18 protein-coding genes and 13 tRNA genes are annotated in these 17,064 nt (G+C 41.9%); 7 read left to right on the top strand and 24 right to left on the bottom strand.

The window, feature by feature from the left end; genetic code table 11:
* Positions 1 to 193: 193 nt before the first annotated feature.
* Positions 194 to 264 (bottom strand) — tRNA-Gly (locus M3M37_RS03075).
* A gap of 90 nt (positions 265 to 354) precedes the next feature.
* Here M3M37_RS03075 and M3M37_RS03080 point away from each other — a divergent pair.
* Positions 355 to 690: a DUF1516 family protein gene (locus M3M37_RS03080; protein ID WP_252795682.1), complete on the top strand. Its 336-nt coding sequence runs from the start codon at positions 355 to 357 to the stop codon at positions 688 to 690.
* A 35-nt stretch (positions 691 to 725) separates the two neighbouring features.
* On the opposite strand, the gene M3M37_RS03085 is transcribed toward M3M37_RS03080, so the two are convergent.
* The 4 genes from M3M37_RS03085 to M3M37_RS03100 form a co-directional block, all read right to left on the bottom strand.
* Positions 726 to 1,445, bottom strand: a complete 720-nt coding sequence (locus tag M3M37_RS03085) for an aspartate/glutamate racemase family protein (RefSeq protein ID WP_252795683.1) — start codon at positions 1,443 to 1,445, stop codon at positions 726 to 728.
* 6 nt (positions 1,446 to 1,451) lie between these two features.
* Positions 1,452 to 2,705 (bottom strand): carboxylate--amine ligase, encoded by a 1,254-nt coding sequence (locus M3M37_RS03090; protein WP_252795684.1) that lies wholly within the window; start codon positions 2,703 to 2,705, stop codon positions 1,452 to 1,454.
* Between the two features lie 51 nt (positions 2,706 to 2,756).
* Complete coding sequence (locus tag M3M37_RS03095; RefSeq protein ID WP_252795686.1) at positions 2,757 to 4,292, bottom strand: UDP-N-acetylmuramoyl-L-alanyl-D-glutamate--2,6-diaminopimelate ligase; 1,536 nt, start codon at positions 4,290 to 4,292, stop codon at positions 2,757 to 2,759.
* A gap of 175 nt (positions 4,293 to 4,467) precedes the next feature.
* Positions 4,468 to 4,995, bottom strand: coding sequence for a MarR family winged helix-turn-helix transcriptional regulator (locus M3M37_RS03100; protein WP_252795687.1), 528 nt, complete (start codon positions 4,993 to 4,995; stop codon positions 4,468 to 4,470).
* A 170-nt stretch (positions 4,996 to 5,165) separates the two neighbouring features.
* On the opposite strand from M3M37_RS03100, the gene M3M37_RS03105 reads away from it, so the two are divergent.
* The 5 genes from M3M37_RS03105 (at position 5,166) to M3M37_RS03125 (ending at position 6,989) form a co-directional block, all read left to right on the top strand.
* Positions 5,166 to 5,250, top strand: a tRNA-Leu gene (locus M3M37_RS03105).
* Between the two features lie 80 nt (positions 5,251 to 5,330).
* On the top strand, positions 5,331 to 5,477 hold the full coding sequence (locus tag M3M37_RS03110) for a hypothetical protein (protein WP_252795688.1): 147 nt from the start codon (positions 5,331 to 5,333) through the stop codon (positions 5,475 to 5,477).
* A 3-nt stretch (positions 5,478 to 5,480) separates the two neighbouring features.
* The gene (locus M3M37_RS03115) at positions 5,481 to 5,861 is read left to right on the top strand and encodes a fluoride efflux transporter FluC (RefSeq protein ID WP_252795690.1); all 381 of its coding nucleotides are present in this window, start codon (positions 5,481 to 5,483) and stop codon (positions 5,859 to 5,861) included.
* A 1-nt stretch (position 5,862) separates the two neighbouring features.
* Positions 5,863 to 6,207 (top strand): fluoride efflux transporter FluC, encoded by a 345-nt coding sequence (locus M3M37_RS03120; protein WP_252795691.1) that lies wholly within the window; start codon positions 5,863 to 5,865, stop codon positions 6,205 to 6,207.
* A 182-nt stretch (positions 6,208 to 6,389) separates the two neighbouring features.
* Complete coding sequence (locus tag M3M37_RS03125; protein ID WP_252795692.1) at positions 6,390 to 6,989, top strand: TMEM175 family protein; 600 nt, start codon at positions 6,390 to 6,392, stop codon at positions 6,987 to 6,989.
* Between the two features lie 196 nt (positions 6,990 to 7,185).
* On the opposite strand, the gene M3M37_RS03130 is transcribed toward M3M37_RS03125, so the two are convergent.
* From M3M37_RS03130 to M3M37_RS03180, 11 genes are all read right to left on the bottom strand, one after another.
* A tRNA-Leu gene (locus M3M37_RS03130) sits at positions 7,186 to 7,270 on the bottom strand.
* Positions 7,271 to 7,289: 19 nt separating this feature from the next.
* A tRNA-Cys gene (locus tag M3M37_RS03135) sits at positions 7,290 to 7,360 on the bottom strand.
* A 55-nt stretch (positions 7,361 to 7,415) separates the two neighbouring features.
* Positions 7,416 to 7,488, bottom strand: a tRNA-His gene (locus tag M3M37_RS03140).
* Positions 7,489 to 7,502: 14 nt separating this feature from the next.
* Positions 7,503 to 7,573 (bottom strand) — tRNA-Trp (locus tag M3M37_RS03145).
* Between the two features lie 3 nt (positions 7,574 to 7,576).
* A tRNA-Tyr gene (locus M3M37_RS03150) sits at positions 7,577 to 7,662 on the bottom strand.
* Between the two features lie 5 nt (positions 7,663 to 7,667).
* Positions 7,668 to 7,740 (bottom strand) — tRNA-Phe (locus M3M37_RS03155).
* 58 nt (positions 7,741 to 7,798) lie between these two features.
* A tRNA-Asp gene (locus tag M3M37_RS03160) sits at positions 7,799 to 7,874 on the bottom strand.
* A 5-nt stretch (positions 7,875 to 7,879) separates the two neighbouring features.
* Positions 7,880 to 7,952: transfer RNA gene (locus M3M37_RS03165), tRNA-Val, on the bottom strand.
* Between the two features lie 8 nt (positions 7,953 to 7,960).
* Positions 7,961 to 8,032, bottom strand: a tRNA-Glu gene (locus tag M3M37_RS03170).
* 11 nt (positions 8,033 to 8,043) lie between these two features.
* Positions 8,044 to 8,134: transfer RNA gene (locus M3M37_RS03175), tRNA-Ser, on the bottom strand.
* 6 nt (positions 8,135 to 8,140) lie between these two features.
* Positions 8,141 to 8,213: transfer RNA gene (locus M3M37_RS03180), tRNA-Asn, on the bottom strand.
* Between the two features lie 239 nt (positions 8,214 to 8,452).
* Between M3M37_RS03180 and M3M37_RS03185 the strand changes: the two genes are divergently transcribed.
* Positions 8,453 to 9,094, top strand: a complete 642-nt coding sequence (locus tag M3M37_RS03185; protein WP_252795694.1) for a VTT domain-containing protein — start codon at positions 8,453 to 8,455, stop codon at positions 9,092 to 9,094.
* 23 nt (positions 9,095 to 9,117) lie between these two features.
* Here M3M37_RS03185 and M3M37_RS03190 read toward each other — a convergent pair whose 3' ends face one another.
* From M3M37_RS03190 to M3M37_RS03225, 8 genes are all read right to left on the bottom strand, one after another.
* Entirely contained in the window at positions 9,118 to 9,762 is a 645-nt protein-coding gene (locus M3M37_RS03190) for a TIGR01906 family membrane protein (protein ID WP_252795696.1), read from the bottom strand.
* Positions 9,746 to 10,525 carry a TIGR01457 family HAD-type hydrolase gene (locus M3M37_RS03195; RefSeq protein ID WP_252795698.1) on the bottom strand — a complete coding sequence of 260 codons (780 nt, stop codon included), beginning with the start codon at positions 10,523 to 10,525 and terminating at the stop codon, positions 9,746 to 9,748. Before M3M37_RS03195 ends, M3M37_RS03190 begins: the two co-directional genes overlap by 17 nt.
* A 2-nt stretch (positions 10,526 to 10,527) precedes the next feature.
* On the bottom strand, positions 10,528 to 11,064 hold the full coding sequence (locus M3M37_RS03200) for a YutD family protein (protein WP_252795699.1): 537 nt from the start codon (positions 11,062 to 11,064) through the stop codon (positions 10,528 to 10,530).
* On the bottom strand, positions 11,054 to 12,448 hold the full coding sequence (locus M3M37_RS03205) for a bifunctional metallophosphatase/5'-nucleotidase (protein ID WP_252795701.1): 1,395 nt from the start codon (positions 12,446 to 12,448) through the stop codon (positions 11,054 to 11,056). The genes M3M37_RS03200 and M3M37_RS03205 overlap by 11 nt, the downstream gene beginning before the upstream one ends.
* Before the next feature lie 119 nt (positions 12,449 to 12,567).
* Positions 12,568 to 13,905, bottom strand: coding sequence for an amino acid permease (locus M3M37_RS03210; protein WP_252795908.1), 1,338 nt, complete (start codon positions 13,903 to 13,905; stop codon positions 12,568 to 12,570).
* Between the two features lie 144 nt (positions 13,906 to 14,049).
* The gene (locus tag M3M37_RS03215; protein WP_252795703.1) at positions 14,050 to 15,249 is read right to left on the bottom strand and encodes an acetate/propionate family kinase; all 1,200 of its coding nucleotides are present in this window, start codon (positions 15,247 to 15,249) and stop codon (positions 14,050 to 14,052) included.
* 10 nt (positions 15,250 to 15,259) lie between these two features.
* The gene (locus M3M37_RS03220; protein ID WP_252795704.1) at positions 15,260 to 16,282 is read right to left on the bottom strand and encodes a class I SAM-dependent methyltransferase; all 1,023 of its coding nucleotides are present in this window, start codon (positions 16,280 to 16,282) and stop codon (positions 15,260 to 15,262) included.
* A 210-nt stretch (positions 16,283 to 16,492) separates the two neighbouring features.
* A complete protein-coding gene (locus M3M37_RS03225; RefSeq protein WP_252795706.1) occupies positions 16,493 to 16,936 on the bottom strand; it encodes a competence type IV pilus minor pilin ComGF in 444 nt (147 codons plus the stop codon).
* Between the last annotated feature and the right edge of the window lie 128 nt (positions 16,937 to 17,064).

Consider the following 17,064-nt stretch of genomic DNA (forward strand, 5'->3'; position numbering starts at 1 on the left):
AACTCCTACATTAAATCGATAATGTAAGAGACGAGAAGCCCGCGGTACCACTCTATTTGGTTATAACCCACTCAATTATTCATTTAATCCCTAAAAAGCACGCCTTCATCATCTCAACCTAACCTAGCTTACACCGTCCTAGGATCGCTCAATAAGTTTTAAAGTTACTACTCTTTTATCAGTGGAATTATAAAGCGGGTGACGGGAATCGAACCCGCGACGCAAGCTTGGGAAGCTTGAATTTTACCACTAAACTACACCCGCGATACAAATAAGATTATAACACGTCTTTAGTTCCATGTCATTCTCAATCTTTGAGTGTGATAGAATTAAGATAATTTGGAGGTTAATGCAATGTTAGTTCCCGTAATTCTGTGCGCCTGGCTACTCTTGCTGGCTTCAACTTGCTGGGGAATTTTTCTCCATCAGGATAAACAAGTGGTCAAGGCGCTTATCATTAGTCGTGGTTTATACATTATTATTTTAATTCTTGAGGTGGTTTTAGTGTTACACCACTTTAACCAACAACCGTGGTTAGCTGGCGCCAATTTTGTCGCCAGTGTGGTCGCCGCCTCGCTGATCGACATCACCTTTCAACGTAAATTCCTAGGCTTGCTTACCAGAGCCATTGCCATTGCGACTATCATCAGTATCATTGTCGCAATGGGATTAGCCCTGGGTTTACTCTAAAAAAACTGCAATCGAATCGATTGCAGTTTTTTTAATTAATTATTTTGTTGGCGAGCATCTAGTGCTAACCGAATCGATTCGTCGACTAATTCTCCTTGTGCATCAATCACCGGAAAATCAGCATGCCCTGCTCGTTCTTCGGCCACCGAAATCTCGGTACAACCTAAAATGACGACATCACAATCTAAGTCCTCTACCATTTGTTGCAAAATGTGATGATACAAATCCTCATCCACCCAGTTTTGCGCCTTAACGTCATCATAAATCAGCGTCATGGTTTCTTGGGCAATTTCTGGAGTAGGCATCACAAATTGATAGCCAGCAGCTTGAATCGGAACTTCATAAACCCGATCTTTGAGCGTTCCATCGGTAGCAATCAGTCCCACGCGTTTCGCGTTGGGAAACTTTTGGGCCACCGCTGCAATCGCCAAATTAGGCATGTGTAAAATTGGAATCTCCGTTAGGGCTTGCAGTTGATCATAAAAATAATGAGCTGTATTACATGGTAGCGCAAAGAATTTTGGTCCTAGCTGACTTTGTTGCTGTACGTCTTCTGCTAAGGGAATCAATGGATTAGGCTGATGTTTAGGATCAACAATGTAATCAGTTCGGTCGGGAACCGTCGCATGGTTCACCAAGACGTAGTTCAAATAATCTTGATCGCGATGCGCTGGCGTCCGTTCATTCAATAAATGAATGTAGGCTTCCGTTGCTTCCGTGCCCATCCCACCTAAAATCGTAAAAAAGTCTTTCATCTTTCCTCATCCTTTTTCTAAATGGAAGTACTTCGCAAAGTTTTGCGCGTACTTATGATCCATCCATTTCCAGAGCAACCAACGCATCGGATTCTCGTCCTTATTGTACCAGAACGTATTTCCGTATTGACCCTGCTGGATTAATTCGACCGCTAACTCTTTTTCGCGGTTATCGTGAGCATACTCTTCAAACGTTCGTTTGGAAACTCCTAACCAGAGCTTCCAGTTCTTTGGGTCGTGATTTCCTAACACGATGGGTCGATCTTTCAAGCTGTCCGTAACGTAATCTTCTACTAGATATTGGGCTAAGTTACAGCCATTCAGAGTCACATAAAAACTACTCCGACCCTGGCGAAGATTAATTTCAAACACCTTATATGTTTGGTCCCGTTCGTCCCACTTTAAATCAAAATCGGCATAACCCACGTAGTTAAGTTGCTCTAAAAACTGCTTAAGTTGTTGATAAATGGCCTCGTTATATTCCGGTAAAATAGCAACGTAATTGCCAATTGCTCCAGGGGCTGGATCTTCCAGTAATGGATGGCCGAGGTTCATCATTTTAACGTGATGATACTGGTCGACGTAAGCATTAACCACCCGCATGCGACTGTCGTCTCCTGGGATAAAATCTTGGACAATCACATCTGATTTGTAACCATTGTCAAAAATTTTCCCAATTACCGACCGGTATTCGACTTCGTCATGAATGATAAAGGCCTTTTTCCGCCCTTCAAACTGAATGTCAACCCATTCGACACTGTTAGCAGGTTTGACCGCCACTGGGTAACCAAATGGTTGGTCAATCTGATTTTGTTGGTAGTCCGCGCGCGAAATAATTTTGGTGCCAGGATACGGTAAGTCGTACTTTTCACAGAGTCGATAAAAATTTTCCTTGTCGTTTAACTGTTTCAACAATTGATAATCGACATATGGACACACAAATACATCTTCTAATTCGTCCTTGTGCTTAGCAATTAACTCCGCATACCCATCGCTACAACCGATCAACAGGACCGGTTCTGGGTGGTTAGCGTACTCCTGCTTGAGCTTCCGCATGGCGTTAATCCAAGCCGGATCCTCACTAAAATCGGGAATAAAAGTCAAATCCACAATTTTAGAATAGCGCGTCGGTGCTAATCTCTTCTGGGCAATGGCCCGAACTGGTTTACCGTTTAATTCATAAAAAGAGCGCGCCATTCCATAAACGTTAAAATCACTCCCTAATAGGATTGGAGTAAAGTTTGGAACTGCATTTTTCATTTTCTGCCTTCTTTACTTAGATTTAGCCAGGATCAAATCCACTCAGTCTAATTACTGAAGCTGGTCTAAAAAGTTTCTAACGACCACTGAATCAGTGGGATAAGGAGTATCAACTCCTTTAATCTTTTGATAAGGATCTTGTCCTTTCCCTAGAACCACGATTATATCACTAGGCGTCCCCATTTGGATTGCTTTTTGAATCGCTTTTTCCCGATCCATTTCGTAATGGACTTGCACCCGCTGGTGATTAATATGACTATCAATGGTTTTCGCAATCGCTACCGGATCTTCAAAGGCCGGGTCATCGGTAGTTAAAATTGCCACATCGGCTTCTTCACTCAGGGCTTTACCAAATCCTTCCCGCCGGTCAATCCCCTTATTACCAGGACTGCCAACCACTGCAATCGTTTTTCCTTCTGGCGACTGCGTCTTTAAAAATTGGAGCAAGGCCTTAGTACTAGCGTAATTATGTGCATAATCAACGTAAACCGTCCCGTGACCACGACTCACGTAGCGTTCCATCCGACCCGGAATCTGGGTTTCCGCTAATCCGGTTAAAAGTTGTTCCCGCTGAAAGCCAGCCAAGCCGGCATTAATGATTGCGTCCACCGCATTGGTTTCATTGTAATCACCAGGAATCCCAATTTGATATTTACCGTCCAATTTTAGCGCCTGTGCCTTAGACGTTAAAGCCCGAAGGTAAATCTCATTATCCGTCAGCGTATCGGCTTCGCTATCAAAGGTAAAGTCCAATTGAACGGGTAGTGCCGTTTCAGTCCCATTGCGGGCATATAGGTAAATATTTTCTGGATCAGTGGTGGTTTTAGCCGCAAAATAAACGTCTTGCAGCTGGTCAGTGGCAGCGTTAATCACCACTTGTTTGGAATTCACCAGTAACTGTTCCTTGCAGTGCAAGTAGTTCGCAAAGGTAGGATGTTCATTTTCCCCCACGTGATCCGGTGAAATATTTAAAAAGCTACCTACATCAAAGTGCAAATTAAATACCCGATTTTTCAAGTATGCCTGCGAGGAAACTTCCATTACCAGAAATTTCATTCCCCGGTCAACGGCCGTCCGCATGTTTTTAAATAAATCTAATGATTCTGGGGTCGTTAGCGCCGACTTAAACGTGTCACGAGGCTTGGGTCCTAGAATGGTATTAACGGTCGAAAACAAGGCCGTTCGATTCTCAGTGGCTTTATTAATCGCTTCTCGTAAAAAGTATGCCGTGGTCGTTTTTCCTTTGGTCCCAGTAATGGCAAACGTCGTTAGTTCATTTTGGGGAAAATCAAAGAAAGCCGCCGATAACAAGGCCATTGCTTTTTGCACGTTACTGACTACAAATTCGATTAAAGTTGCGCTTTCTAGTTGATGCTCTTCTGCTACAAATCCAGTGGCTCCTTGTTGTTGAGCGGTCCTTAAATAAGCGGGGTGAAAATTTCCCTTACAGAAAAAGAGAGCTCCCTTCGTAACCGTTCGAGAATCATAACTAACGTCCTGAAATGTAATTTGTTCATCAGTGGCATTCGTTGACTTTAATAAATGATGTTCCTGTAATAATTTTATAATTTCCGCAACGCTCAACATCGTTTTGTTACCTCATTTTTAGTTGGATTTGTAGTTTCATTAAATAATTAAAAATTTATCAGCGGTAATTTACTACCAAACCCCTTTAATTCTAGCAAAAAAAGCCCTAAGATACAAAAAAGGAAAGTAGCCAAGCCAGCTACTTTCCCAGGGTTTTAATTTTATTGGGCAACTTTTAATTAAACTGTTCTAAATCTAAATTATCTAATTTCTTCGAAATACTATAAAGACCTTCCATTGATTCTTGAACGTCATCCTTGTCTAATCCAAGGGCTTCAAACGCTTTAGCTACGTGATCACGGATTTTATCTTTCATTTCTTCTGCATAAGGAGTCAACGAAACGTTTACAACTCGTTCGTCTTCAGTAGAACGACTCTTAGTAATCCAGCCTTTTTTCCCAAGTCGTTTCAATAAGGGGGTCAAAGTGCCACTATCAAGGTCAATACTTTGCCCTAATTGATGAACCGTAATCGGAGAATATTCCCAAAGGACAATCATCACTAAATACTGTGGATATGTAAGATCAAAGCTCTTCAAAACCTCTTGATAAAAATGATTGAACTTCTTATTGGTACTATAAATTGCAAAGCACAACTGGCTCTTTATATCATCCAAATCTTCATTCGATAGATAAACGTTTTTGGTCTTTTTTTTCGCACTGTTTGCTGCCATTGTAATCCCTTTTCTTTCTAATTTTGTCATTTCTCCTTAGTTAAGCCCAGATTAAAACCCAATTTGTGAATTCGAACTTCATCACTCGCATTGCCATTAACAACTTGTGATGATTTTCCTTTATGTTACTACAAATTTCCCCAAAAAAGAAGTGAATTTGCTGTTTATTTTCATTTTTTTCTGTGGTACAATCTGGTTATGCCCTGGTGGCGGAACTGGCAGACGCGCAGCGTTCAGGTCGCTGTTTGATTTGATCAAGTGTGAGTTCGAATCTCACCCAGGGCACTCTGCATGGAATCGGTGGATTTTACATCGGTTCCTTTTTATTTAGAATAAATAATAACATTAAACAAAAGGAGTGTGCCATGAAATCAACCCAACCCAAAAATACCCCTCTACTCGTTGAATCTTTAGTCGTCGGTGGTCTGGGAATTTGTTTACAAGCAGTGGCCTTAGCCGGATTAACTCACTGGTCTTTAACCACTCAGTTAAAATCAGAAAGGAAGGATTAGCCTGTGGAACCTCTCTTAGTTCTCATTGGGGGAATCGTCGGCGGCGGTCTTCGAATTAGTCTAACTGACCTGCTTCCAGACCTCGTTTTCCCTTACGCTACTCTATTAATCAATCTTGGCGGAGCCTTTCTGCTACCTCTGTGGAATAATTACTGGGCCTTTAAATTCCATTGTCGCCCTGCCGTTCGTAAAGCCGTTGGTGTTGGTGGAATTGGCTCGTTCACTACTTTCTCTGGAATCACACTTGATGTTGGTCATCTTCTGCTTAATCAGCACTACGCTGGCTTAGCAATCTATCTTTTGATTACCATCATCGGTGGCGTAATCTGTGCCATTTTAGGGGATCAATATTCCAACTCCTTGCGAGAAAGCGAGGCTATTTAACATGTTTTTAACACTGGTCTTAGGCAGTGGCATCGGTGCTGTTGGTCGTTCTACCATCACTAACATTATGAAAGCTAAACGACTGGGGCTCTGGGCCACCTTATTGGTCAATTTAACCGGTTGTTTGATTGCCGGCTTGCTCCTCGGTGCCCATTCTGCAAGTCTGTTTGTTTCCTTACTAATCGGCTTTATCGGTGGATTTACCACCTACTCCACTTTTAACGGCGAATTGGCCTCGTTCTTCTTTCAACATCAGTATCTTCGGTTATGTGTCTACCTGCTAATCAGTTATGGCGGTGGTTTGCTAGCTTGCTACCTCGGCTATCAATTCATCCAAATGATTTAGTCTTGCTCAGTTGGGCAAGATTTTTTTTAGCTTCCGATGACTGTAGAATTAACAAATTAAAAATCGCCTGCGAAACAAGCATCATTTAGGCTTATAATTAAATTGATTAAGAGTGAATCGGCAGGAATTTTATCGTGTAATTCATTCTTAAAATTTAATGCTTAAGTGAGAAGGAGCAGTTTATGAATAAACCGCGTTTAGAGGCATTTACTGATGCCGTCATTGCAATTATTGTGACCATTATGATTTTGGAGTTAAAGGCCCCTGAGAATCCTAATTTTTCGGCCCTATTTGAAGAAGCACCGTACTTCTTTGCTTACATTGTAAGTGCCCTCTTCATTGCCGTGGCCTGGTATAACCAACACTATATGTTTATGTTGGCCACCCACATCTCGAAAAAAATTTATTGGCTCAATAATCTCTGGTTGTTTTCCATGTCATTGATTCCGGTTTCAACAGCCTGGGTTGGTCGTTACATTAATGATCCGGATCCTGAAATTTTTTATTTATTGGTCTTTGCGTTTTGGAGCTATGCCTACCTCTTCTTGAGTAAGGCAATTGCAGACGAACTGGAAAAAACCGGTGGTCCAGCCGCCAAGATTAGAGGAATGTTTATTTACCGCTTCATTGGCAGCGTGTGGTTCCCTTTAATCTTAGTTGTTTTAATCGTCGTGGTCTTTTTCTTTCCACCTGCAGGCCTGTTCATTGGCTTCATCGAGGTCGTTTTGAATGGAATTCGGACTAATGATGATAGTGATAAGTTAGATCAAATCAAAAATTAATTTGTATCGATTAGTTAAACCCCGGCTAAAATAAAATTTATCCGGGGTTTTATTATGGTCCATTTAAGCATTAATTTAGTGCAAATTAATTTAACTTTGCCTAACTTGGGTAAAATGATTTTCCGAAAATCCAGAAACAATAATATCTAAAAAAATAAGCAACGTCTTTATAAAGACGTTGCTTATTTTAACTTAATGCCGAGAGCGGGGGTCGAACCCGCACGATCGCAATGATCACTGGATTTTGAGTCCAGCGCGTCTGCCAATTCCGCCATCTCGGCAAAAGATTGATTGAGCCAAAGGCGGTAGTCGGATTTGAACCGACGATGAAGGTTTTGCAGACCTCTGCCTTACCACTTGGCTATACCGCCAGAAAAACATTTAAGTTTAAATGCCCTCTTCTTGCAGATGCAAGACAATCAAAAGGGCGGTAGGTGGGAATCGAACCCACGCGTGTCGGTACCACAAACCGATGTGTTAACCACTTCACCACTACCGCCATAACATCATAAACAGGGATAGCAGGAATCGAACCCGCATCAGCGGTTTTGGAGACCGACATACTACCGTTGTACTATATCCCTATATGGTGGAGGGGAGTGGATTCGAACCACCGAACCCGAAGGAGCGGATTTACAGTCCGCCGCGTTTAGCCAGACTTCGCTACCCCTCCATAAATGGCGCGGGACAGAATCGAACTGCCGACACACGGAGCTTCAATCCGTTGCTCTACCAACTGAGCTACCGAGCCAAACCATTTATGACATTGTTAATAACGCTATTCAATTAATGTTGCATTCCTGCAACAACGGTTCGTACGAGACTCGAACTCGTGATCTCCTGCGTGACAGGCAGGCGTCTTAAACCGGACTGGACCAACGAACCAAAAGTGGAAGATACAGGGCTCGAACCTGTGACCCTCTGCTTGTAAGGCAGACGCTCTCCCAACTGAGCTAATCTTCCAAAATGAGTGACCCGCACGGGATTCGAACCCATGTTACTGCCGTGAAAGGGCAGTGTCTTAACCACTTGACCAGCGGGTCATTAATGAATACGGAGAGTGAGGGATTCGAACCCTCGAAACAGGCTTTTACCCGTTTACATCATTTCCAATGATGCTCCTTCGGCCTCTCGGACAACTCTCCATAATACTCCGACAGGCGGGCTCGAACCGTCGACAACCTGATTAACAGTCAGGTGCTCTACCAACTGAGCTATGTCGGAATAAATATCTTAAGTTCTCAAGACAACTACAATATAATATCATGAATTTGTCTTAGATGTCAATCACTTTTTGTTTGAAATCATCAAACAGATTGCTCTCAACAACATTGATTATCTTATCAAGAATGCCTGCATCAGTCAACACTTTTTTTATATTAAAATATCCTTAATTCGATTTTTTCAGCCTAGTTATTTGCTAAAATAGAGCAAGGATAACTTTTTAGAAATGGAGTTTTAGCATGCATTTTTTAATCGACTTTTTCTTACATATCGATAAACATCTAATTTATTTAGTAAACGCTTTTGGTAATTGGACTTATTTAATTTTGTTCCTCATTATCTTTGTGGAAACCGGAGCGGTAATCCTCCCCTTCCTCCCCGGTGATTCCCTCTTATTTGCAGCAGCAGCCCTGGCTGCTAATCCCCAATACGGATTAAACATTTGGATTTTTGTAATTTCCTTCCTTTTAGCTTCAATCCTAGGTGACTCGTTAAACTTTATGATTGGCCGGAAAGTTGGAATGGGAATTACGAAAAACCACTTTTTCGGACGCTTCATTAAGGAAAAGGATTTACAACGCGCTCGTTCCTTCTTTGATAAGTACGGAGCGGTTGCCATCTTCATTGCCCGTTTTATTCCCATCGTTAGAACTTTTGCCCCCTTTGTTGCTGCCAGCAGTGACTATAGCTACCAAAAATTTATCAAGTACAACTTGGCGGCTTGCTTTGCGTGGGTAATCCTCTGTTGTGGTGGTGGCTATTTCTTTGGAAACATCCCCTTCGTTCAAGAACACTTCTCTTTAGTAGTTATTTCCATCATCGGAATCTCATTAATCCCAGCTGTGGTTGGAATTTTAAAGGAACGTTATTCGGCTAAATAAGTAAGTAAAGGCAGGTTCTTTTTCTAAGAACCTGCCTTTTTTAGTTGGTGATAGGCAATAATCCGTAACATTAACAATGCTACTAAAAATGTGATTGCGATTAATCCAAATGCGGCTGCAAAGTATTGGTCTGGTAACACATTAATAATCGGGTCTACCCGTGGATTAAAAATCCAATTCTGATTCCGAAAAACCAGGCGATGAAAATAAATAAAACAATCTTGAAAATCAACTAGGAGAAGCCCAGCTACCACAATTAAACCAACGATGGTTACGTTCAAAAGCCCTTCTAGCCGCCAAATTTGCCGGTTAAGTTGTCGCTTAAAGATTGCCCAGCCTAGCCATCCAGTGAGCAAAATAAAGCCTAATTCAATTTTTTCCACTAACCCCTTCACATCTCGAAAATGGGATTGAGCAGCTGGAGATAACTGATAGACCTGTAAGTGCATCGATTGCTTCCAGGGTAATTGGATGTATGCAATCATCTGGTTCAGATTACGTTGTAACGTGGCAACGGAAACGTGGAAGTGCTGGTCTAAGTGCAGTTGTAAGACACAAAGATGGTATACCCACCCGGAATTAATTCCCACGATGATTGCAAAACCAAGGAGCCACGCTAGTAATAAACAATACGAAAGCACTAGCCACCCATCAAATTTGCCAATCATCGAAACTCTCGATTTCATGGGTCGGTTGCCGGTCCTCTTTCTGAACTTGATCTCGTTTTGAGACCCCGGTGTAAACCAGCAGGGTATCAATTCCCGCTTTCATCCCAGCTTTAATGTCTGTTTGGTAGTTATCCCCTACCATCACTACTTGATCTGCAGGCAACTGCAATAATTTAATTGCATTTTTAATGATCAAATCGTTGGGCTTACCAATTAAAACCGGATCCACTTGAGTGGCATATCGCAGTAAATCGATAATTGAACCAGCACCAGGCAACTTGCCCCGCTCCGTTGGAATCAACGTATCCGCATTCGTGCCAATAAAACGGGCTCCCTTCTGAATGTCTAAGGCTGCTTGAGCAATCTTTTCGTAGGTTAAATCATAATCTAGTGCAGCCACCACGTAGGCAGGATTATTAGCAAAAACATCAAAACCGGCCTGACTAATTAAACTCTTTAAATCCGGTTCCCCAATTACGTTGACCGTCAGTGGTAAGCCCCGCTGCTCGGCATCGTCCTGTAAATATTCAGCCGTTGCCATCCCCGCGGTATAAACATTGGCTTCCTGCACATAAATGTTATGGTTGTGTGCCAAATTAGCGACTACCTCAGCCGGTTTTTTCGTAGTGTTGTTCGTTACAAACAAAAAAGGAATCTCATTTTCCTGCAGGCGAGCAATAAATCGTTGGGCTGCGGGAATTTGTGTTTTTCCTTGGTAAACCGTTCCGTCTAAATCAATTAGGTAACCTCGATACTGGGTCATCGTTAGTCCTCACTTCTTTGTCGAATGGTAAATTGGCGTTTACGGCGCTGCTTTCCCGTTTGAAATGATTGCGGTGACCGTGACTGACTCCGAGTTCGGTTCGGATGCCTTCTCTTATTGTGTTTTTCCCTAGGACGCCGGTTCGTTTGAAATCCAGATTTTCCGCCAACAGGACGAACAATTGGATCCAAATTTTTAATGATGAAATAATTCGTACCTAGATTAGCGACTTCCACCAAATAGTCCTGAATCGTACGATACCGTAAATCTTCACTGACGTTGCGGTCGTCACGATAAAAGCCAGCTAACCGCAACTGTCCGTAGCCCCAATCCCCCACAATATAATCGTAGTGGGTAAAAATGGGGTTAAAGCGGTTGCTAAACTCACCGAGATCAAAAGCATCCCGCACATTCGTTTCAATCGTATAGACATGGCCATTAATGTTTAACGTTGTCTCGTCAACCCGCTGAATTTCAGCATATGGCTTTCTTTCTACTTTACGTTGCTCAATTAAATCTTCAATTTGACTATGATCCATGTTGCTCTCCTTGAGTCGGATAATGGCGACTTAGATAATCAGCCAAAACCGTTTTTAAAGTTTTATCAAAATAAATGGTATTCTGACCCACTAAATCAATGGTTGGGAAAAAGGGAATAAATTGATAATGATCTAACAACCCAATCTCATACCGTTTTTGGGGTTCAATCAGGTCATTATGCCACAGCAATTGCCCTTGATCATTAAAATGAAGTCCGGCAGCGACTAAGCGTCCAAATTGGCTACCCCGAAAGCCCATTCCCTTTTGGGGAAAAGCAATCAAAAAGTTACGATTCTTTTGCATTTCTTTCATCAACCGCCAGAGGTCATAACCCCATAGTTTGGTTTTCATAACGTGAATGTTATGTGGTAGAATCCGTTGAATTTGTTCCATGTTAACAATTCCAGCCGGTAAGTCATGTAAAAACAATCCCGTATTCAAAACGGCTGCTTGAACGCCCAAACTTTCTTCTACCGCTCGTAGTCCCAACTGCACCAATGGATTATCGTCTACAAACGATGTTTTAAAAGCATGAGGTAATTCCGCTACCGATTGTTTAGCTAAGAGGTCTCGACCTCGTTTCCGCCATTGTTCAACTTGAGCTTGCTCGTCTGAATTAGGTGCTAATGGTGAAATTGGAATCACCCGAGCTGTTTGATCTTGAACCTGGTGATTTTCCACCGTAAACGTAATTTCACCAACGTAGTGTCCCCATTTTTCTGCCGCGGTCAATAACGTGTGATGCCGTATTTCCCCGTGTGGCAATAAATGATGTGTGTGCCCTCCAATTAAAATTGAAATTTCAGGAAACTGATCCGCAATCTGACGATCCTGATTAATCCCCAAATGTGATAACAAAATCAGAATATCATATTGCCCCTGCCACTGTTTTAAACAGTTAGTAATCGTGGGTAAAACCGGTTGAGCAATCCAGCCCATAAAGCGGAAAGTTGGATACGGAAAGGTCATTCCCATGAACCGCACCCGGGTTTGATCCGGTAGTTTGTAGTCTACAAATGGTTGCGACCACGTTGGATCCATTCCAGTCGTTGCATCTAACACATTGTCTAATACAATGGGAAAGTTTGCTTGGTCATATAAATGACTAAGTTCTTCATGCGAAGTAGTTAGCGCTTCGTTATTACCAATTGTGGTCGCATGGTAATGAATCTGATTTAAAAGCTCAATGTTTGCTTGACCCCCGGTTGCATCCGTGAGCGGCTCAAACCGGTCAATGGCGTCCCCATCGTCAACGCGAAAAACGGTATATCCTGCTTGTTCCAATGCTCGGGTTCGCGTTTTCATTAACTGAATAATCTGGGGAAAATTTTCAAAATGCGAGTGTAAATCGTTCGTGTGTAAAATTGCAACTTTTGTTTTCACGTTTTTACCTCTAATCGTTGAAGTTCAGCCTGAATCCATTCTACCATTGATAGTCAACTCTTTTGTAGCGAAAAACCCGCCGGCCTCTACCAAGACCAAGCGGGTTTTTGAAAAAATAATTAAGCAGCTCTCGTCCGATAAGTTTCGAACAGGTACAATCCAATTAACCAAACGACCGAACCGATTAAGGCAATCAGCGTTTGGGTTTGGAAAAGTAAGACAATTGCCACAAAGATCATAAAAAAGATGGTAAAGAAGTCTGAAAACGGAAAGAGCGGCATTTTGAAGGTCAACTTGCTGGTTGCTTTTGAACTTAATTGCTTCCGGTAACGATAATGAGCTACTACAATCAAAGACCAAATAAATAAGAAACAAGTTGTGGCCACACTAGAAATGAATTCAAACACTCCACTAGGAACAATGATGTCAAGAATGACCGACAAACCAATCATTACCGTAGAAAAGAAGATGGCGTTAGTTGGTAATCCGCGGTGCGATAATTTCCCCAATTTCTTTCCCAGTTTATTTTCTGATTTTTGCGTTAACGAGTATAGCATCCGACCTGTAGTAAAGATGGCACTATTACAAGATGAAGCAGCAGCCGTTAACACCACGAAGTTAATAATGGCAGCGGCCGGGCGAATCCCTAATCCTTGAAAGACCTGCACAAACGGACTTGATGATGGAGAAATGTATTGCCAAGGGAAGATACACATTAATGCTAACAATGATCCAACGTAAAAGAGGATGATCCGAACCGGCACATCGTTAATACATTTAGGGATAATCTTTTCTGGATCCTTCGTTTCAGAGGCAGTCATTCCAATCATTTCAATTCCCACAAAACTAAAGACCACCATTTGGAAGGATAAAAAGAAACCACTTAAACCGTGCGGGAAGAAACTGCCGTTTGTTAGGTTAGAAACCGAAGCATACCCGACCGGAGTTTTGTAGTGAATAGCTACCAGTACGACTCCCGTTAAAATTAGAAGTAAGATGGCAACCACCTTAATAATCGCAAACCAGAACTCGGTTTCTCCAAAGGCAGATACGGTAATGGAATTCATCAGGAACAGAATTACTAGTAAGAATAATCCCGTGACCCAGATGGGAAGTTTTGGGTACCAGAATTGCATGTACAAACCAGCCGCCGTTACTTCTGCCATTGCAATCGTAATCCAACAGACCAAGTAAGTCCATCCAGCCACGAATCCCGTTTTGGGACCTAAATATTTTTCAATAAAATCAATAAAGGAGACACTCCGTGTATTAGATAACAGCAGTTCCCCTAAGGCGCGCATCAAGAAAAAACACGCGATTCCCGCAATTAAATAAGCCAAAATCAAAGATGGACCCGCTAGATGAATGGACTTCCCGGCTCCTAAGAACAAACCAGTTCCGATGGTTCCTCCAAGGGCAATTAATTGCACGTGGCGACTTTTTAAGCCCCGGTTCATTTCTGGGGCTGCTTCATTATCTTTACTCACGACTGACATCCTTTCGTCTAGTGAAAATCTTAATTAACTTGATTATACCCAATTCTTGAACATCTGTCTAAGCAAAAAAGGAAGTTTCCCGGGGAAACTTCCTTTAAAATGCAATTATTTATTTTCTTTAGCTAGTTCTACTACGTCCCGAACAATCATCAACTCTTCGTTAGTTGGAACTAACATCGTTTTAATTTTAGAACCAGCAGCACTAATGTCGCGTTCAACCCCACGAACGTTGTTCTTTTCTTCATCAACGCCGATGCCAAAGTAATGCAGTTGATCCGTCACTTCTTTTCGAACCGTAATACTGTTTTCTCCTACTCCAGCAGTAAAGACAATTGCATCTGCCCCACCTAATTCAGCTAGATACGTTCCAATGTAACGAACAATTCGGTTTACGTAAATTTCTCGTGCAATTTTAGCTCGATGGTTAGTGTCTTCAACTGCTTCTACATCACGCATATCAGCAGAAACTCCAGAAATTCCCAGTAATCCCGATTTCTCGTTTAAAACTTTAATCATATCTTCAATGTTAGTCATTCCTTCTTTTTCCATCACGTAGGCTAATAAGGAAGGATCAACGTCGCCAGAACGGGTCGCCATGGTTACTCCGGTAACAGGAGTGAAGCCCATGGAAGTATCATATGACTTACCACCCTTCACCGCACAGATAGAAGCTCCAGCTCCTAAGTGCATTATGATTAAGTTCAAATCTTCAACTGGTTTTCCTAATAATTCGGCAGTCCGTTGGGAAACGTACCGGTAACTAATTCCGTGAGCCCCGTACTTCCGAGCCTTGTATTTATCGTAATATTCATATGGCAAACTGTACAGGTAGTTCTTTTCTGGCATGGTAGCGTGAAAGGCCGTATCAAACACGGCCACACTAATGATGTCAGGCAAAATTTTCTTAAATGCTTTGATTCCCAACACATTAGCGGGTTCGTGCAAAGGAGCAAATTCACTTAAACTTTCAATTTTTTCCAGAACTTCTGGGGTAATCACAACTGAGTGATCAAAGTATTCTCCCCCGGCAACAACCCGGTGACCGACTCCGTTAATTTCGTTGTAATCACTGATAATCTTTAAATCAAGCAATTGATCTAACAGAATCTGAATGGCAGCTTCGTGGTCCTTAACTTCAGTAACCTGTTCAAATTTTTGTCCGTCGCCATATTTAATTTCAACGTGGGCATCAGGAAGAGCAATTCGCTCAATCACTCCTTCTGCAACAACTTTTTCGGCAGGCATTTCAAATAATTTAAACTTTAACGTCGAACTACCAGCATTAACTGCAATTACTTTACTCATAATAATCTCCTTATTGATGTTTATTCAGTAAATCTTGTTCTTCCCACTCTACAATTTCCGCTAGAAACTTTTGGAATGCTTCTGGATCTTTAAACGACGGGAACTCACCGAGCATCACTTGTCCGGCTTGTTGAGTGCCATCACCGTGTTTTTGGACAATCATGATTGCCTTTTGGACAGCTTCGTTCTGAAATAACTCACCCGGTAAATTAAGAATTCCTTGTAAATAAACCTCGTCCTGCATCCATTTCAACAATCCTTTTGTTTCTGGACTTTGGAATAATCCGCTAGGAACCAGAAAAACGCCAAACCCACCGGGAACTAGATAGTTTACCGCTTGTTCGATTAGAAGATGGTGCACGTACGAATGGCCTTCATCAGAACGCGTCGCAAAGTGTTGCGCCCGTTCATCAACCGGATAATAGCCCACTGGCAGGTCTGAAACCACCAAGTCAACTGGAGTAGTTGGTAATTCATCCAGTGCATCCTGATGGAATAGTTCCAAATTAAGTCCCTGCATCTGCGCGCTGATACTGGCAACGGAAATCAAAGAATCATCATTATCAATTCCAATTCCAGAAACCTTTTCGTGGGCTTCTTGTTGTAATTGATTCATCACTGCAGTCAACAAGTTAGCGGAACCAACCGCTGGGTCCAGAATTTTTACAACTGATTGCTTGTTTACCAACCGAATCGCTAAGTAACCCATCGTGTATGCAATGGTATCGGGAGTAATTTGATGAATGGCCTGAATTTGATCCACCTTAATTGCTTTAATCATTACCATTTGAATCGCTTTGCGAATCATATTCGCATCAAGATCATGGTAATTAACCTGCTGATACAATTCGGTAATGGTTTGTACCTGTTGTTCGTTAGGAATCCCATTTTCAACCCGAACCTGGTTGCCATCAATCATATTATCAGCAGTCTCGATAAAGGCATCCAAATAAGATGTTTCCAGCGCCTGCTGTAAAATTTGTGCCGATTGATCAAAAACCTGAAATAACTGTGTTGTTTGTTCTTCTGTCACTTAATCAGCTCCTTTGGTGGGCAATCCATCTATGACCATAGTACCGAATCACCCCCGGTATTTCAAGATTAACCGCAGGTAATCTACAGTTGGCGTTGGTAGTATTTGATTCTGGTTTGATTACTTTCAATATACATATTAGCCATTTGGAACTGATATAGCATTACCGTACAAATTAAAATTAAAAAACAAATTGAGAGCAAGGTTAAATTACCCTGGCACCAACCGTGCATGCGCTTCATACCATTTTCCTTCCATCAACACTTTAATGACTAGCCAATGACGTTGAACCGTAAAATTCGTTTTTTGGACGTCCATTAACAATGGCATGTACCCACCTTGACTCGTCCGTAATTTCAAGGTCTGCTTAGCTAGCATTAAATAATAATGTTGTTGCTCCGTTTGACTGGTTAAATTAACCGAACTGGTGGTACAACGATCTACTTTAAAATTAAAATGATGCGATTCCAAGACATCCACAAATCGATAAAACTGTAACGAGTGACTCTGCGTTTTAACGTCCGTCCGCATTAAACTAACTGTCATCAGCATCAAACTAACCCCGATAGAAATTAATCCCAGCGAAATAATCGTTTCAACCAACGTAAATCCAGAACGATTAGACTTCCAATTTGGAATCCAGGTGCTGTTCATATGCCCTCCTAACCACCCGTAATTGCTGGTCGCAATCTTGTATCCGCTGATGAATTAGTTGAGTTCCTTCAAAGTAAAAAAGACTCCCAGCGTAAATTACTAAGAGCCCCACTAACGAATCAGCAAAA

It is taken from the genome of Fructilactobacillus carniphilus, from assembly GCF_024029675.1.
Lineage (GTDB): Bacteria > Bacillota > Bacilli > Lactobacillales > Lactobacillaceae > Fructilactobacillus > Fructilactobacillus carniphilus.

What these genes read in the sequence shown, in the direction of transcription:
- M3M37_RS03080 (WP_252795682.1), top strand. Translation starts at nt 355, where the DNA reads ATGTTAGTTCCCGTAATTCTGTGCGCCTGGCTACTCTTGCTGGCTTCA.
- M3M37_RS03085 (WP_252795683.1), bottom strand. Translation starts at nt 1,445, where the DNA reads ATGAAAGACTTTTTTACGATTTTAGGTGGGATGGGCACGGAAGCAACG.
- M3M37_RS03090 (WP_252795684.1), bottom strand. Translation starts at nt 2,705, where the DNA reads ATGAAAAATGCAGTTCCAAACTTTACTCCAATCCTATTAGGGAGTGAT.
- M3M37_RS03095 (WP_252795686.1), bottom strand. Translation starts at nt 4,292, where the DNA reads ATGTTGAGCGTTGCGGAAATTATAAAATTATTACAGGAACATCATTTA.
- M3M37_RS03100 (WP_252795687.1), bottom strand. Translation starts at nt 4,995, where the DNA reads ATGACAAAATTAGAAAGAAAAGGGATTACAATGGCAGCAAACAGTGCG.
- M3M37_RS03110 (WP_252795688.1), top strand. Translation starts at nt 5,331, where the DNA reads ATGAAATCAACCCAACCCAAAAATACCCCTCTACTCGTTGAATCTTTA.
- M3M37_RS03120 (WP_252795691.1), top strand. Translation starts at nt 5,863, where the DNA reads ATGTTTTTAACACTGGTCTTAGGCAGTGGCATCGGTGCTGTTGGTCGT.
- M3M37_RS03125 (WP_252795692.1), top strand. Translation starts at nt 6,390, where the DNA reads ATGAATAAACCGCGTTTAGAGGCATTTACTGATGCCGTCATTGCAATT.
- M3M37_RS03185 (WP_252795694.1), top strand. Translation starts at nt 8,453, where the DNA reads ATGCATTTTTTAATCGACTTTTTCTTACATATCGATAAACATCTAATT.
- M3M37_RS03190 (WP_252795696.1), bottom strand. Translation starts at nt 9,762, where the DNA reads ATGATTGGCAAATTTGATGGGTGGCTAGTGCTTTCGTATTGTTTATTA.
- M3M37_RS03195 (WP_252795698.1), bottom strand. Translation starts at nt 10,525, where the DNA reads ATGACCCAGTATCGAGGTTACCTAATTGATTTAGACGGAACGGTTTAC.
- M3M37_RS03200 (WP_252795699.1), bottom strand. Translation starts at nt 11,064, where the DNA reads ATGGATCATAGTCAAATTGAAGATTTAATTGAGCAACGTAAAGTAGAA.
- M3M37_RS03210 (WP_252795908.1), bottom strand. Translation starts at nt 13,905, where the DNA reads ATGAACCGGGGCTTAAAAAGTCGCCACGTGCAATTAATTGCCCTTGGA.
- M3M37_RS03215 (WP_252795703.1), bottom strand. Translation starts at nt 15,249, where the DNA reads ATGAGTAAAGTAATTGCAGTTAATGCTGGTAGTTCGACGTTAAAGTTT.
- M3M37_RS03225 (WP_252795706.1), bottom strand. Translation starts at nt 16,936, where the DNA reads ATGAACAGCACCTGGATTCCAAATTGGAAGTCTAATCGTTCTGGATTT.